We start from the raw sequence: 14724 nt of genomic DNA, 5'->3' as shown, positions 1-14724 counted from the left end.
AGCTTGTCGATCAGGCTGGGGCTGAAGGATAATGGAGGTCATGCTGCAAAACATCATCCCGCCTCGCCTCAAGAGCGTGCTTGCTAAACGTCCTCAAGGTTCGAACGGGGCTTGGCGTAAGCGTGCCCTCATCTTGACGGGCGTTGTTTTGGCTCTTTGTGTGCTGGTGCATGTGGGCGTGCGGTTTGTTCTTTGGCCGCAAATTGAGAAATCCAAAACCTCCGTTGAAAGACTCATTAGCGCTCGCATTGGTGCCGATGTATCTATGGACTCTCTACAAGTTTCATGGACGGGCATTAGACCTAATTTTGAAATTGAAGGTTTGCGCTTCAACGCGCCCGATAAAGCGAAACCGCTCTTACTCATTCAGAAGATTAATGGACAACTCAGCTGGGCAACTTTTTATCACCTAGCACCATTCTTTCATGAGCTCAATATCGAGGGCGCTGAAATTTATGGGCAACGTAATGGCAAAGGCGTCATTACTATTGCCGGCATACCCATAGATGGAAAATCCAATGACTACTCTACTGAGAATTGGCTCTTTGCTCAAAATGAGATTCGTGTAAGTAATGTCAAATTATTTTGGGATGATCAACTCAAAAAGAAACCCATTACTTCAATAGATATTCAAAACCTTTCTCTTAGCAACGGCATTCGTAGCCATCAAGGCTCACTGAGTGTCATTACCCCCTGGACCAAAGGGCCGGTCTCGCTTGATATTGATCTTGTTCACCATATCGGCGGCCAAGCGGGTAATTGGCGCGATTGGATCGGGACTATCTCTTGGAATATAAATGAACTCCAGCTCACTCAAATAGCAAATGAATTTGCTCTCTCGCTCAATACGCTTGAGGGAGTAGTGAACTCCAATGGAAAATTAAAAATTGACAACGGCAAACCTGATGGCGGAGAAATTTATCTTGCTGCTGATCGTTTAACTATTCAACTATCTAAAGATGAAGATGCTATTTCTCTTGGAAGGCTAGAAACCAACCTGGTTCAAGAAACTGATAATGGATTGATATCTGTTACTACCAAGACATTTGCCTGGCGTGATATTGAGAGTCCAGCATCTACCCCCCTCGAGAATTTAAGCCCAATGACTTTCCGCTGGAGACCACCAGCAGGAGACGGGGAAATTAAAGAGTTTGGTTTTTCATCGCCAAAGATTTCGGTTGAAGATGTTGCATTATTTGCCCTCAACCTACCGCTATCTAAAAAAGTTCATCAGTGGATTAAAGCCTCACAAGCTGATGGTGAGTTACAAGATCTCGATATCAATTGGTCTGAAAGTAAATCACCCTTATCTGCCCTCAATATTCCCGGCGGCTGGTTCAAGTCGAACAAAGTAGACTTTACTGTGAGCGGAAAACTCATCGACCTCAGCTTTGTTGGCATCAATAAAGCTATGCCTTCAGTATCCAAACTGTCTGGCTTCCTTTCTGCCGACCAAAACAAGGGCAGCTTCTCGATTAAATCCAGCGATCTAGAGCTCGAGGTTAAGGACCTATTGGTTGATCCAAAAATCAAGCTTGATCAAGCCAATGGTCAAATTTCTTGGGCAAAACAAAAAGGGAATTGGGTCGTTAATGCAAAGCAGTTGGCGCTTAGTAATTCTGAGATTTCAACCACGCTCAATCTCAATTACATCATTGGTGAAGGTAAAAATCCTGACTTCATGAACCTGGACATGAATTTTGCTCATGCTGACCTCAAAACTGCCTATCGTTATTTACCCGTTGGCATGGGTGGTGATGCCAAATCCTATTTAAGTAAAGCCTTTGATGCAGGCATCATCAAAAATGGTAGCTTGCATATTAAAGGTGATCCTAATGAAGTGCCCTTCCCCAAATCGGGTACCGTAGAATTTAGCCTCAAACTTCCTGTTACTGACGCTACTTTCAGCCCAGTGCCAAGCTCATCTACCGCACAAGGCATCTGGCCCGCATTCAATAAAGTAAATGGCATGATCAATATGCAGAATGCCAACTTTACGGTAGACATTGATCAAGCAAACTACAAACAAGTTGCACTAAGCAAATTTCATGCAGAAATTCCTAGTGTGAGCGCAAAACAATTACTTCTGACAGTAAATGGTGAGGCTCAAGGTGACGCCCCACAACTGCTTGAATATCTATTTGCCTCACCTGTTGGTAAAAAGCAGGTTGCGCTTGAGCGCAATCTAAAGGTTACAGGACCCACCAAGCTCAATTTGGCTCTTAGCATTCCCCTATCAGGGAATGAAGACACCAAAACTGACATTCAATTAAGTTTTCCTGGCAACAGAGTCCAGTGGGATGACTTGCCTCCTCTGGATAACCTCAAAGGAAAGATTCGTATAACCGAGATCAATCCTGAATTCGAAGATATCACCGCTAATTTCCTAGGTGGCGCTATTAAGATTTCAAGCGCAACGCCAAATCAAGGCGGCCAGAGCTACAACATCTCAGGCGATATTAGCGCTAGCTTTATTAGAGACTACTTTGCAAAAGATGCATCGGTTCAGGTGGCGCCGATTTTGCAAGCAATGAGCGGCATAGCAAGGTATGAGGGTGCCATTCATTTTAATAAAGGCAATAGCGAAACCAATCTCAAGATTGATATGCGTGATTGGGCTAGTTCAGCACCAGCCCCCGCGAAAAAACAGTCGGGGACACCCATGTCAGGCCAATTAACTCTGAAGTCCTTTGCGAAATCACCCTCCGCCCCCAGTCGGTTTACATGGGATGGAAAAATTGGTGATACCTACTTTATTCAAGGTGAGCTTGGCAGTGATGACACTCTTCGTCATGCGGTAGGTATTGGCACTGCCGCAGTCCCACCGACTCAAGGATTTCAACTCAATCTTGCAAGTGCAGAACTTAATCTCGATATATGGCAAGATTTTTTAGGAAGCCAAAAGAAAAAAGGCGCCTCTAAAGCAGAAGAAAACAATCCAAGCAACATTCAAATTGCCGCCCAAGTAAAAAAAGTCATTTTGTTTGAGCGCAATTGGCAGGATCTGAATTTTTCAGCAAGCAATAAAAATGCTGCTTGGCAAATGCGCATTAATTCACCCTCCATCGCCGGTCAACTGCAATATACAGAACCCAATAAGTCACAACCAAGCGGTTTAATTAGTGGGCGCTTAGCACGACTCAAGTTTCCCGAGAAAGTCAGCGCTCCAATTGAGGTCAAAAAGCCAGCCTCAAAAAATCTTCCTGTCAAAACTGCGGTTAATCCTGACTCCATTCCCAGTATTGACTTAGCTATTGATGACTTCAACTGGGGCAAGGCTCAACTTGGTCAGGTGAAAATTAAAACTAGGACAAATAACAACGTCCTCAATATGGATTCCATTCAATTTAATAACCCCCAAGGTAGCTCTGTTTTGACTGGTCGCTGGGTTGGTGCTGCTCAGAATCAAGCTGAGCACACAACGGTGAATGTTGATTTAGACATTAAGGATGCTGGTCAAATTATTGGACATTGGACCAGCCAAAAATCAGTCGAAGGTGGCCAGGGCAAACTCACAAGTAACGTGGAGTGGGATGGCACTCCTTTCACACCTCAATATGACACTCTAGCCGGTAAGGTAACTTTGAATCTTGAAAAAGGTCGCCTGTTAGAGGTGAATACTAGCGGCGCTAAGCTACTGGATGTTCTCAGTCTACAAAGTTTGTTTAGATTTGCTACTTTGGACCTCAAGGGAAGCGTGGGCAATATTGTGACTAAGGGAACTCCGTTTAATTCGATTGATGCTTCTTTTGATATTAGCTCTGGAGTTGCTCAAACAAAACAATTCACAATGGGTTTAGACCAAGCACGGGTTGCCATGAATGGACAAATCAATATCCCCAAACAAACGCAAGATTTACGTGTCACTATATTCCCAACAATTGATGCAACAGCCGGCTCATTGGCTGCCTTTGCTATTAATCCCATCGTAGGTCTGGGCGCATTGGTTGGGCAGTACTTAATTACGAGTCAAATTAACCGAAATCTCCAATCAGACTATCTGGTCCAGGGCTCTTGGGATGATCCAGAAGTGATTCCCCTTGATCAAAAGGGTCAGCCAATTGACTCGAAAACATTAGACACTATTCGCAGCAAAGACTTGTTAAAAGAACAAAGCAAGCCAAACAGCACTAACTCTGGACCACAAAGTAACCCAACCAATTCAGGCAACTCCAATAAAATTGCTAACTAAATCATCATGAGCCCATCAGCAAGCAGCGCCGATCTCAAGATTGCATCCATTCAGATGGTCTCTACCCCTGATGTACAGGAGAATCTATCTATAGCAAGCAGACTCATCGCTGCAGCTACAACTGAAGGCGCACAACTAGCCGTCTTGCCAGAGTATTTTTGCTTAATGGGCCTTAAGGACACCGATAAAGTACGGGCCCGCGAAAGTATTGGAAACGGCCCCATCCAAGAACAACTTTCGGATATTGCAAAACAAAATAATATTTACCTAGTGGCAGGCACTATTCCGCTGGAAGCAAAAGATCCCAATAAAGTACTCAATACAACCCTCGTCTTTAATCCTGCCGGTGAGCAAATTTCTCGTTACGACAAAATTCATTTATTTGGTTTTCAAACAGCCACTGAGCGTTATCAAGAATCCGAAACAATTGAGGCTGGCAATGCGCCGGGCCTCTTAAAAATTTCAATTGGCGGAAATGATTGGACCTTTGGTTTAAGTATTTGCTATGACCTGCGCTTCCCAGAGCTCTATCGCGCCCTTGGACAGGTAGATTGCCATATCATCCCTGCGGCTTTTACCTATACAACCGGCAAGGACCATTGGGAAATCCTCTTGCGTGCTCGCGCTATCGAAAACCAATGTTACGTATTAGCATCTGCCCAAGGCGGCATTCATCAAAATCAACGTCGCACTTGGGGCAACAGTATGTTGATTGACCCTTGGGGCAGCATCTTGGCTAACCTCCCTGAGGGGGAAGGCTTTATTTCTGGGGTTTTGTGCAAAGATAAATTAAACGAGGTACGCTCTAAGTTACCCGCACTTACGCATCGCACGCTTTAAAGAAAGATTTGCTGAATCACATGAATGCACCAGAAGCACTATTCCCCGCCAATTGGACCAAAGCCAAAAAGCAAGCAGACCTCATCAAACTAGCCAAATCTATTTTGCTCGAACCAACCGGCTTATCCGAGCAAGATTTGCACGGCACCTTTGGCAACCTATTTGCTCATCGCCTTGATGATGCAGATCTTTACTTCCAACATACTCGGAGTGAAAGTTGGAGTCTTGAAGAGGGTATCGTTAAATCCGGCAGCTTTAATATTGATCAAGGCGTTGGTGTGCGCGCTATCTATGGCGATAAGACGGCTTTCGCTTATTCGGATGAGATTAATTTAGAAGCATTAAATAAAGCAGCCAAAGCTACTCGAGTAATTGGGCCAGAGGGTGGCAAGCAAGCGGTTGCAAGCAAGCTGTTTAACCCCGTATCCAATAAGCTCTACTCGGATGTGAATCCTTTAGATTCTCTTGAGCCCAAAGAAAAAATCGCGCTTCTGGAAAGCATAGAACGTCGCGCTAAAGCACGTGACCCACGGATCATCCAAGTGATGGCCAGTCTGGCTGGGGAATTTGATGTTGTATTGGTTGTGCGTGCAGACGGCTTATTAGCGGCAGATGTACGCCCACTAGTACGCGTTTCGGTACACGTTATTGCAGAACAGAATGGTCGACGTGAATCAGGCTCTTCTGGCGGCGGTGCACGTCATGACTATCTTTACTTTAATACTGATTTGATTAATCGCTATGTCGATGAGGCTGTTGACGGAGCCCTAATAAATCTGGAATCGCGCCCAGCGCCTGCTGGTCCAATGACAGTTGTAATGGGACCAGGCTGGCCTGGCGTTCTATTGCATGAGGCAGTAGGTCATGGTCTCGAAGGTGACTTTAATCGCAAAGGATCCTCTGCTTTTGCTGGTCGCATTGGACAACGTGTTGCAGCTAAAGGTGTCACCGTTGTGGATGATGGAACTTTATCTGGACGCAGAGGCTCTCTGAATATCGATGACGAAGGTACTCCCACTCAATGCACCACCTTAATTGAAGACGGCATATTGAAAGGTTACATTCAGGACAGCCTGAATGCCCGACTCATGAATATGCCCCTCACCGGCAATGGTCGCCGTGAAAGTTTTGCTTCGCTGCCAATGCCGCGCATGACAAATACCTATATGTTGGCCGGTAAAGAGGATCCTCAAGAAATTGTCGCCAGCATCAAGCGCGGTTTATACGCAGTGAACTTTGGTGGTGGTCAGGTTGATATCACTAGTGGCAAATTTGTGTTTTCTGCTTCAGAGGCCTACTGGGTTGAGAACGGCAAAATTCAATATCCCGTCAAAGGCGCGACCATTATTGGTAGCGGGCCAGAATCCCTAAAACAGGTTTCTATGATCGGAAATGATCTGAAATTAGACGGTGGGGTTGGGGTTTGTGGCAAGGAAGGGCAAAGTGTTCCAGTCGGGGTTGGGCAGCCTACCCTGAGGATTGATAGCCTGACTGTGGGTGGGACTGCCTAATACTGGCTAATTACGGCTTAAAATAGCTGGATGAGCCAACAAAATACGAATCCCGCCAATTGGTACTCTGCTGTCGACAAGACTTCAGATACTGACGATCAACGCATTGACAACATTTCTGTTCTGCCTCCGCCAGAGCATTTAATCCGTTTCTTTCCGATTTCTGGAACACCTACTGAAGCGTTGATCAGCAACACTCGCAAAAAGATCCGCGACATTATTCATGGCAAAGATGACCGCTTACTCGTGATCATCGGACCATGCTCCATTCATGACCCAAAAGCAGCGTTGGAATATTGCCAACGCCTCTTAGCTGAGCGCGAGCGTTTTGCTGGTGAATTAGAAATTGTGATGCGCGTGTATTTTGAAAAGCCACGCACTACTATTGGCTGGAAGGGTTTGATTAACGACCCGTATCTGGATGAAAGCTATCGCATCGAAGAAGGTCTTCGCCTTGCGCGCCAAGTGCTAATGGAAATTAATCGCCTTGGCATGCCTGCTGGTAGCGAATTCTTAGATGTGATTTCTCCGCAATATATTGCGGATCTGATTTCATGGGGTGCTATTGGTGCGCGTACTACTGAGAGCCAAGTTCACCGCGAACTTGCATCTGGCCTATCCGCACCTATCGGATTTAAGAACGGTACTGATGGCAACATCAAAATTGCTACCGATGCGATTCAAGCAGCAGGTCGCCCTCATCATTTCTTATCCGTTCATAAAAATGGTCAAGTATCGGTTGTGGAAACTAAAGGCAATAAAGATTGCCACGTGATTTTGCGTGGTGGCAAAGAGCCAAACTATGAAGCTCAGTTTGTGCAAGCGGCCTGCTCTGAGCTAGAGGCAGCCAAGCTTCCAGCCAGTTTGATGGTTGATTTATCCCATGCCAATTCAAGTAAGAAGCATGAGCGTCAGATTGTGGTTGCTGACGATGTGGCGCAGCAAATTGAGTCTGGCTCACACCAGATTTTTGGCGTGATGGTTGAGAGTCATTTAAATGATGGTGCTCAGAAATTTACGCCAGGAAAAGATGACCCAAGTAAATTGGAATACGGCAAGAGCATTACGGATGCCTGCATCAACTGGGATGACTCTGTGAAGGTACTAGAGCGTCTAGCTACAGCCGTTAAGAAACGTAGAAGCAAGAAAAAGTAATACTGCAGTATTTTTTAAGTACTACTAATAAAAGAGACTAATTTATTTAGTCTCTTTTTTTTCATGCTTCCACAACACATCCGAACCGCCAGCCGCACGATTCAAAATACGTGCAAGCACAAAGAGCAAATCAGATAGGCGGTTGACATATTGACGAGGGGAATCATATAAAGGCTCTTCCCAACCCAAGCGAACAATCGAACGCTCTGCCCTGCGACATACGGTGCGACAAACATGCGCTTGAGCGGCAGCGCGAGTCCCGCCCGGCAAAATGAATTCAGTCAAAGGGGGTAATTGTTTGTTGTATTTTTCGAGCCAAACATCTAGCTGCGCTACATGCTCAGGATTGAGCAGTTTGTAATTAGGGATGCAAAGTTCACCCCCTAAATCGAATAAATCATGCTGCACCTGCAGAAAAAGCTCCTGTAATTCAGCAGAAATGCTCGCTGGGATCTCCTCAGTCATTAAAACCCCGATTTCTGAGTTCAGCTCATCGATATCGCCCATGGCGCAGACCCGAAGGTGATCCTTCTCTACGCGACTTCCGTCACCCAAGCCCGTCATTCCTGCGTCACCGGTTCTAGTGGCGATTTTTGATAGTCGATTTCCCATAAGCTTAATTATAGGTAAATGGCTAAAATGATTCTTATGAATATGGTGACCCCACCCCCCGAATTAGCCGCTATTAGCGCCCTTCAGTCCAAATTGGTTGCGGCCTTGCGCCCAATCCTGCCGGAACATGCCCTTCTATGGGAGCCAGAAGACACCATTCCCTATGAATGTGATGGTCTGGCCGCTTACCGTCGGATGCCTTTGGCAGTAGCTCTGCCAGAAACAGAAGGGCAAGTTACCCAAATTTTGAAGATTTGCTATGCAATGCAAATCCCCGTAGTGCCTCGCGGATCGGGAACTGGTCTCTCGGGTGGTGCAATGCCTATTTCTCAGGGGTTGGTACTGTCATTAGCCAAGCTCAAGAAAATTATCAGTATTGATCCATTTACCCGCACTGCAGTTGTTCAACCTGGCGTGCGCAATCTTGCTATTTCTGAAGCAGTTGCCCATCTTGGCTTGTATTACGCTCCAGACCCCTCCTCTCAGATTGCCTGTTCAATTGGTGGCAACGTCAATGAAAACTCCGGTGGTGTGCACTGTCTTAAATATGGGCTTACTCTGCACAACGTTCTTCGCGTGCGTGCAATCCTCATGAATGGTGAGATTGTTGAATTTGGCGGCCTAGCACCCGATGCACCAGGCCTTGATTTATTAGCCATCATGATGGGCAGCGAGGGCATGCTAGCTGTTGTGACTGAAGTTACGGTCAAATTGGTTGCTAAACCAAAATTAGCACGTGTCATCATGGCGAGTTTTGATGACATTGAAAAGGGTGGTAATGCAGTTGCCGCCATTATTGCTGCTGGCATTATTCCTGCCGGTCTTGAAATGATGGACAAGGCTACTACCCGCGCTGTAGAAGAGTTTGTACATGCTGGCTATGACTTAGACGCTGCAGCTATTTTGCTCTGCGAATCTGATGGCACCCCTGAAGAAGTAGCCGAAGAAATTGAACGCATGACTAAAGTACTCGAAGAATCTGGTGCTAGTGGCATTCAGATCTCCAAAGATGAAAGCGAGCGTTTAAAGTTTTGGAGTGGGCGCAAGAACGCCTTCCCTGCTGCAGGTCGGCTGGCAGCTGATTACTACTGTATGGATGGCACTATTCCGCGCCGCCATATTGCTACGCTCCTCAAGCGCATTCAGGGCATGGAAGAAAAGTACGGCCTTGGTTGTTTAAATGTTTTCCATGCGGGTGACGGCAATATGCATCCATTGATTTTATTTAATGGTGCCGATCAAGACGAATGGCATCGCGCAGAAGAATTCGGCACTGAAATATTAGAAGCCTGTGTTGAGCTTGGCGGCACCATCACTGGTGAGCATGGTGTTGGCATTGAAAAAATTAATTCGATGTGTGTTCAGTTTGGTGAAGGTGAGCGCGAATCTTTCTGGGGCGTGAAGAGCGCCTTTGATCCAGAAAAATTACTCAACCCAGACAAAGCTATTCCGACTTTGAGTCGCTGCGCAGAATATGGTCGTATGCGTATTAGCGGCGGCCAATTGCCTCACCCAGAATTGGAGCGCTTCTGATGAGTCACTCCCATTCACAAATTAATGCATTCCAAGAGCAAATTCTCAATGCAGCAAAGAATAAAACCCCGCTCTCGATTGAAGGCGGTGGCACTAAAGCTTGGTATGGCAATCCGAATAGCTATACCAAGCTAGATACACGTACTTACTCCGGTATTTTGGAGTATCAGCCAGAAGAATTAGTCATCACCGCCTGCGCAGGCACTCCGCTAAAAGAAATTGAAGCAGCTCTAAAAGAAAAGAATCAGGTGTTTGCTTTTGAACCACCACACTTTGGTGAACATGCAACCTTTGGTGGTGCAATTGCCGCCGGACTTGCTGGCCCAGGGCGCATTGCTGTGGGCAACTTCCGTGACTTTGTATTGGGTGCTCGCATTATTGATGGCAAAGGCCAAGATCTTTCCTTTGGCGGTAAGGTCATGAAGAACGTAGCGGGATATGACGTCTCTCGTTTACTGCCCGGCTCTTTGGGAACGCTTGCTCTTTTGTTAGAAGCCTCAGTCAAGGTCTTACCTAAACCTGCGGCGACCGCAACCTTACGGTGCCAGATCTCCCAAGAGAAAGCCCTCAAGATATTGAATGAATGGGCTGGACAGCCACTACCTTTATCTGCAAGCTGCTGGATTGGCTCCACTACAGGCGGCGATGGAGAGTTAACTTTCCGTCTTGCGGGTGCCGCAGCCGCGGTTAAAGCCGCAATTCCTCTCATGAGTTCTTTGGTTATGGCTACTGAGGTTAATCCTGAAACCGCAGAACATTTCTGGAATGATTTACGTGAGCAAAAACTTTCTGCATTTGCCAATCTAGGTGCCGATCAAACGCTTTATCGCTTAGCACTCCCTGCAGCCAGTGGGCCAATTACTATCAGTGGTGCCTCAGATGAAATTGTTCTAGAGTGGCATGGTCAACAACGTTGGATTACAGCGCCTGGCGATGATGCTACCTTTAAAGCCATCAAGGCCATTGCTAATTCCCATGGCGGACATGCAACTCGCTTTAAACAGGGTGCCAATGTAGATCCTAGCAATCAGCGCTTTACCTTGCTATCCGAGCAAGCTCACTCCTTTGCCCTTGAGGCAGTGCAAGAACGCCTGAGATCAGCTTTTGATCCTGCAGGTGTATTCGCTACTAAACGCCTTCCATAAGTATTTCTATGCAAACTCAACTCGCTCCTCAATTTGCCAACACACCGGAAGGTATCGAGGCAGCCCGCATTCTGGGCAAATGTGTTCACTGTGGTTTTTGTACGGCCACCTGCCCTACCTATCAAATACTAGGTGATGAGTTAGATGGGCCTCGCGGACGCATCTATCTGATTAAGCAGATCGCAGAAGGGCAGGCACCCACTGAAAAGACTCGCCTGCATTTAGATCGCTGTTTAACTTGTCGCAATTGCGAGAGTACTTGCCCGAGCGGTGTTCAATACGGCAACTTAATAGACATTGGTCGCAAGTGGGCAGAAGAAAATACGCCTGAGCGCCCAATCGGCCAACGCTTGACCCGTTGGGCCCTAAAAGAAGGTTTAACTAAGCCTGCTTTATTTAATACGGCTATGACCCTAGGTCGCTTAGTGCGTCCGTTAATGCCAAGCGGCATCAAGCGCAAGATTCCGCTAACTGTTAATAAAGCACTGGCCGATTCCACTGATGCTTACGCAAGACCTACTACAACCCATCAGCGCAAAATGGTTTTACTCGAAGGTTGCGTACAGCCTGGCATGCTCCCAAATATCAATTCAGCAACAGCACGTGTGCTTAACGCGTTAAAGATTCAAATGATTAGTGCGCCCAATGCCACTTGCTGTGGAGCACTACGCTATCACCTTAATGATCAAGCTGGCGGTTTAGATAATGCCAAGCAAAATATTGATGCGTGGTGGCCTTTGGTTGAAAGTGGTGTAGAAGCCATTGTCATGACTGCATCTGGTTGTGGTGTGATGGTGAAGGACTATGGCCATCTCTTTGCAAATGATCCCATCTACGCAGCCAAAGCGAAAAAGATTTCAGAGCTGACCAAAGATATTTCTGAAATACTACCTTCCTTGCAAAATGAGCTGGTGCAGCTGGTAGGTACAGATCCAAAACCAGGCGTCGTATATCACCCGCCTTGCACCTTGCAACACGGCCAACAAATTCGCGGCAAGGTTGAGGGCTTACTTTCTAGTATCGGTATTGGTGTGCGTTTATGTGCGGACAGCCATCTTTGCTGCGGCTCTGCAGGCACTTACTCTGTTACTCAACCAGAACTCTCTGAGCAACTTCGTAAAAATAAGTTAACCCACTTAAATGCCGCCTGCGAGGAATCTGGTGCAGAGGTCATTGTTTCTGGAAACATTGGCTGCATCACCCATCTGCAGCAAGAAGACACCCCAGTAGTGCATTGGATTGAAATCGTAGATCAATTACTTAGCAAATCTTCTAAGGCCTCATGAATTCCATTGTTGTCAATCTGATGCAAGTTAGAGCAAGGATTGAACTTGCTGCCCTAGCAGCAAAGCGTGAGCCGGAAGATATTGAACTTTTAGCCGTTAGCAAAACCTTTCCAGCTTCTGCAGTTGAGGAAGCTATGCATGCTGGTCAATCAGCCTTTGGCGAAAACTATGTGCAAGAGGCCGTTGAAAAAATTGAGAAGCTAGCTAAATTACGCCCCTGGTTGAACTGGCATTTCATTGGACCTTTGCAGAGCAATAAAACCAGAGAAGTAGCCCAACACTTCGATTGGGTTCATAGTGTGGACCGCCTCAAAATTGCAGAACGCCTATCCGCCCAACGTGGCGAGTTTCCAGATTTACCGCCATTGATGGTTTGCGTACAAATCAATGTTAGCGAGGAAGAGAGCAAAAGCGGCATTTCCCTGGTTGAAGTTGAAGAACTCTGTAACGCTATTACCTCTTTGCCAAACTTAGTTCTGCGGGGCTTGATGGCTATTCCCGCACCTAATCCAGACCCCGTCTTGCAACGCCAGGCTTTTGCAGCCGTACAAGATTGTTTCAAGCGCATACAGGCCAGCCATTTCACTGAACTTGGTTACCAGTTCTTTGACACCCTTTCGATGGGCATGTCCGATGATTTAGAGGCCGCCATCGCTGAAGGCAGCACTGTAGTTCGCGTTGGTACAGCCATTTTCGGGAAGCGCGATAAGATTAGCAAATGAGCACAAACAAAATCGCACAAAACAATAGCAATGCGCACATCATCTTTATTGGTGGCGGCAATATGGGGCGCGCCCTCATTAGCGGCCTTCTTGCTAGTGGATTCGAATCCAATCAAATCTCTGTTGTAGAAGCAAATGCTACAACCGCCCTCAAGCTGCACGAAGATTTTGGCGTTCAAGGCATTAGCGCTTTAGAACATATCGCTTTTGACTTCTCTAAAAATAATGTGCTTGTCATGGCGATCAAACCCCAAGACTTCAATGTCGTCGCCAAAGGTTTGGCATCTAAACTTAAGCATGCTAGCGCTCCCGGCCCACTCATTCTGAGCATCGCTGCCGGTATTCGCCTAAAAGATATGAGTCGCTGGCTTGATCACACACGCTGTGTGCGCGCTATGCCCAATACTCCAGCCTTAATTGGTAAAGGGATTACCGGTCTTTTTGCAGATACAGCTGTAGATCAATCTGACCGCGCCTTAGCTGAAACCATTTGTAATGCGGTAGGTCAAACCGTTTGGGTAAATGAAGAAAAATTGATGGATGCAGTAACTGCTGTTTCTGGTAGTGGCCCAGCCTATGTCTTTGCATTTCTAGAGGCAATGCAATCTGCTGGAGAGAAGCTCGGTCTTGATTCAGAGACGGCTCGCAAGCTGGCTTATGCCACTCTTGAGGGTGCTACACAGCTCGCCCATAACTCTGATGAACACGCTGGCGTTCTCCGCGAGAGAGTCACTTCAAAGGGTGGAACCACTGCTGCCGCTCTAGATGTCATGAAACAACAAGGTTGGCATGAAATTTTAGAAAAAGCGATTGATGCAGCCAGTCAGCGTGGCAAAACGATGGGCGATGAACTCGGCCAGAGTTAGTTAATACCTAAACCCAGCACAATTCCTATAAATAAAAATCCGCCTAACCAGTTGTTATGGCGGAATGCTTTAAAGCAATTATCTCTATTGCGAGTTGAAACCAACTTCAAGTGATAGATTGCGCAAGCCAATGCAGCGAACCAACCCACTAAATAATAATTGCTTAAGCTGGCTAATTGCGCCACCCATAGCTGACTCAGAAAAAGCATCCCGTAGCTTATTGCTATAGCGACGACATCGTACTGACCAAAAGTAATGGCCGATGTTCTCAACCCTAGGCGCAGATCATCATCGCGATCAACCATGGCATAAGCGGTGTCATAAGCAATCGCCCAAAAGATGTTCCCAATAAATAAGAACCAAGCCTCTAGGGGGATGAAATCCAAAATAGCCGCATACGCCATCGGAATGCCAAAGCCAAAGGCAATACCCAAGACAGCTTGAGGCATGACAAAAAAGCGTTTAGTAAAGGGATAGACGAAGGCTACTATTAAAGCAAGCACGGACAACTGCTTTGTAAATAGGTTCAGGGGCTGAATGAGTAAAAAGGCGAGTAGTGCCAAAACACCAGCTACGGCTACAGCCTCTTTGCCGGAGATTTTTCCACTCGTGACTGGGCGACCTTGAGTCCGCTTAACATGCCGATCAAAATCACGATCAGCATAATCGTTGATTGCGCAGCCCGCACTACGCATCAAAAAAGTACCAACCGTAAAGATCAGCAAAATGGATAAATCAGGCACGCCACTGCTTGCCAACCAAAGAGCCCAGAGCGTAGGCCATAACAGTAATAGCGTACCAATTGGCTTATCTAGCCTGATTAGGTACCCGTAAGAAATAAAACGATCTTTTAAATTCATAA

11 protein-coding genes are annotated in these 14724 nt (G+C 46.5%); 9 read left to right on the top strand and 2 right to left on the bottom strand.

The genetic code is table 11. The features are described 5' to 3' along the window. Positions 1 to 40 precede the first annotated feature (40 nt). From ICN40_RS09730 to ICN40_RS09715, 4 genes are read left to right on the top strand one after another with little or no spacing between them, the layout of a single operon-like run. Positions 41 to 4192: a YhdP family protein gene (locus tag ICN40_RS09730; protein ID WP_216860764.1), complete on the top strand. Its 4152-nt coding sequence runs from the start codon at positions 41 to 43 to the stop codon at positions 4190 to 4192. Positions 4193 to 4198: 6 nt separating this feature from the next. Next, a complete protein-coding gene (locus ICN40_RS09725; protein ID WP_216243726.1) occupies positions 4199 to 5032 on the top strand; it encodes a carbon-nitrogen hydrolase family protein in 834 nt (277 codons plus the stop codon). 20 nt (positions 5033 to 5052) lie between these two features. Then, entirely contained in the window at positions 5053 to 6543 is a 1491-nt protein-coding gene (tldD, locus tag ICN40_RS09720) for a metalloprotease TldD (RefSeq protein WP_255561301.1), read from the top strand. A 30-nt stretch (positions 6544 to 6573) separates the two neighbouring features. Further along, positions 6574 to 7698 (top strand): 3-deoxy-7-phosphoheptulonate synthase, encoded by a 1125-nt coding sequence (locus ICN40_RS09715; protein WP_216120378.1) that lies wholly within the window; start codon positions 6574 to 6576, stop codon positions 7696 to 7698. 42 nt (positions 7699 to 7740) lie between these two features. On the opposite strand, the gene ICN40_RS09710 is transcribed toward ICN40_RS09715, so the two are convergent. Beyond that, positions 7741 to 8310, bottom strand: a complete 570-nt coding sequence (locus ICN40_RS09710) for a cob(I)yrinic acid a,c-diamide adenosyltransferase (RefSeq protein ID WP_072582808.1) — start codon at positions 8308 to 8310, stop codon at positions 7741 to 7743. A 42-nt stretch (positions 8311 to 8352) separates the two neighbouring features. On the opposite strand from ICN40_RS09710, the gene ICN40_RS09705 reads away from it, so the two are divergent. The 5 genes from ICN40_RS09705 to proC are packed head-to-tail and all read left to right on the top strand — an operon-like array spanning position 8353 to position 13862. After that, on the top strand, positions 8353 to 9843 hold the full coding sequence (locus tag ICN40_RS09705; RefSeq protein WP_216243751.1) for an FAD-linked oxidase C-terminal domain-containing protein: 1491 nt from the start codon (positions 8353 to 8355) through the stop codon (positions 9841 to 9843). Beyond that, complete coding sequence (glcE, locus tag ICN40_RS09700; RefSeq protein WP_216243725.1) at positions 9843 to 10988, top strand: glycolate oxidase subunit GlcE; 1146 nt, start codon at positions 9843 to 9845, stop codon at positions 10986 to 10988. Before ICN40_RS09705 ends, glcE begins: the two co-directional genes overlap by 1 nt. Positions 10989 to 10996: 8 nt before the next feature. After that, complete coding sequence (gene glcF / locus ICN40_RS09695) at positions 10997 to 12274, top strand: glycolate oxidase subunit GlcF (RefSeq protein ID WP_216243724.1); 1278 nt, start codon at positions 10997 to 10999, stop codon at positions 12272 to 12274. Beyond that, positions 12271 to 12996 carry a YggS family pyridoxal phosphate-dependent enzyme gene (locus ICN40_RS09690; protein WP_216243722.1) on the top strand — a complete coding sequence of 242 codons (726 nt, stop codon included), beginning with the start codon at positions 12271 to 12273 and terminating at the stop codon, positions 12994 to 12996. Before glcF ends, ICN40_RS09690 begins: the two co-directional genes overlap by 4 nt. Then, on the top strand, positions 12993 to 13862 hold the full coding sequence (gene proC / locus ICN40_RS09685) for a pyrroline-5-carboxylate reductase (protein WP_216243720.1): 870 nt from the start codon (positions 12993 to 12995) through the stop codon (positions 13860 to 13862). Before ICN40_RS09690 ends, proC begins: the two co-directional genes overlap by 4 nt. On the opposite strand, the gene ubiA is transcribed toward proC, so the two are convergent. Continuing rightward, entirely contained in the window at positions 13859 to 14722 is an 864-nt protein-coding gene (gene ubiA, locus ICN40_RS09680; RefSeq protein ID WP_216243718.1) for a 4-hydroxybenzoate octaprenyltransferase, read from the bottom strand. The two genes, proC and ubiA, sit on opposite strands and share 4 nt — an antisense overlap. Positions 14723 to 14724 lie beyond the last annotated feature (2 nt).

Source organism: Polynucleobacter sp. Fuers-14, assembly GCF_018882045.1.
In the GTDB taxonomy this organism is placed as follows: Bacteria; Pseudomonadota; Gammaproteobacteria; order Burkholderiales; family Burkholderiaceae; genus Polynucleobacter.
The sequence above is the reverse complement of the archived record's forward strand: the minus strand, read 5'-3'. Positions and strand labels throughout refer to the sequence as shown.

Coding starts and splice junctions, on each gene's coding strand:
- ICN40_RS09730 (WP_216860764.1), top strand. CDS start 41: ATGCTGCAAAACATCATCCCGCCTCGCCTCAAGAGCGTGCTTGCTAAA.
- ICN40_RS09725 (WP_216243726.1), top strand. CDS start 4,199: ATGAGCCCATCAGCAAGCAGCGCCGATCTCAAGATTGCATCCATTCAG.
- tldD (WP_255561301.1), top strand. CDS start 5,053: ATGAATGCACCAGAAGCACTATTCCCCGCCAATTGGACCAAAGCCAAA.
- ICN40_RS09715 (WP_216120378.1), top strand. CDS start 6,574: ATGAGCCAACAAAATACGAATCCCGCCAATTGGTACTCTGCTGTCGAC.
- ICN40_RS09710 (WP_072582808.1), bottom strand. CDS start 8,310: ATGGGAAATCGACTATCAAAAATCGCCACTAGAACCGGTGACGCAGGA.
- ICN40_RS09705 (WP_216243751.1), top strand. CDS start 8,353: ATGGTGACCCCACCCCCCGAATTAGCCGCTATTAGCGCCCTTCAGTCC.
- glcE (WP_216243725.1), top strand. CDS start 9,843: ATGAGTCACTCCCATTCACAAATTAATGCATTCCAAGAGCAAATTCTC.
- glcF (WP_216243724.1), top strand. CDS start 10,997: ATGCAAACTCAACTCGCTCCTCAATTTGCCAACACACCGGAAGGTATC.
- ICN40_RS09690 (WP_216243722.1), top strand. CDS start 12,271: ATGAATTCCATTGTTGTCAATCTGATGCAAGTTAGAGCAAGGATTGAA.
- proC (WP_216243720.1), top strand. CDS start 12,993: ATGAGCACAAACAAAATCGCACAAAACAATAGCAATGCGCACATCATC.
- ubiA (WP_216243718.1), bottom strand. CDS start 14,722: ATGAATTTAAAAGATCGTTTTATTTCTTACGGGTACCTAATCAGGCTA.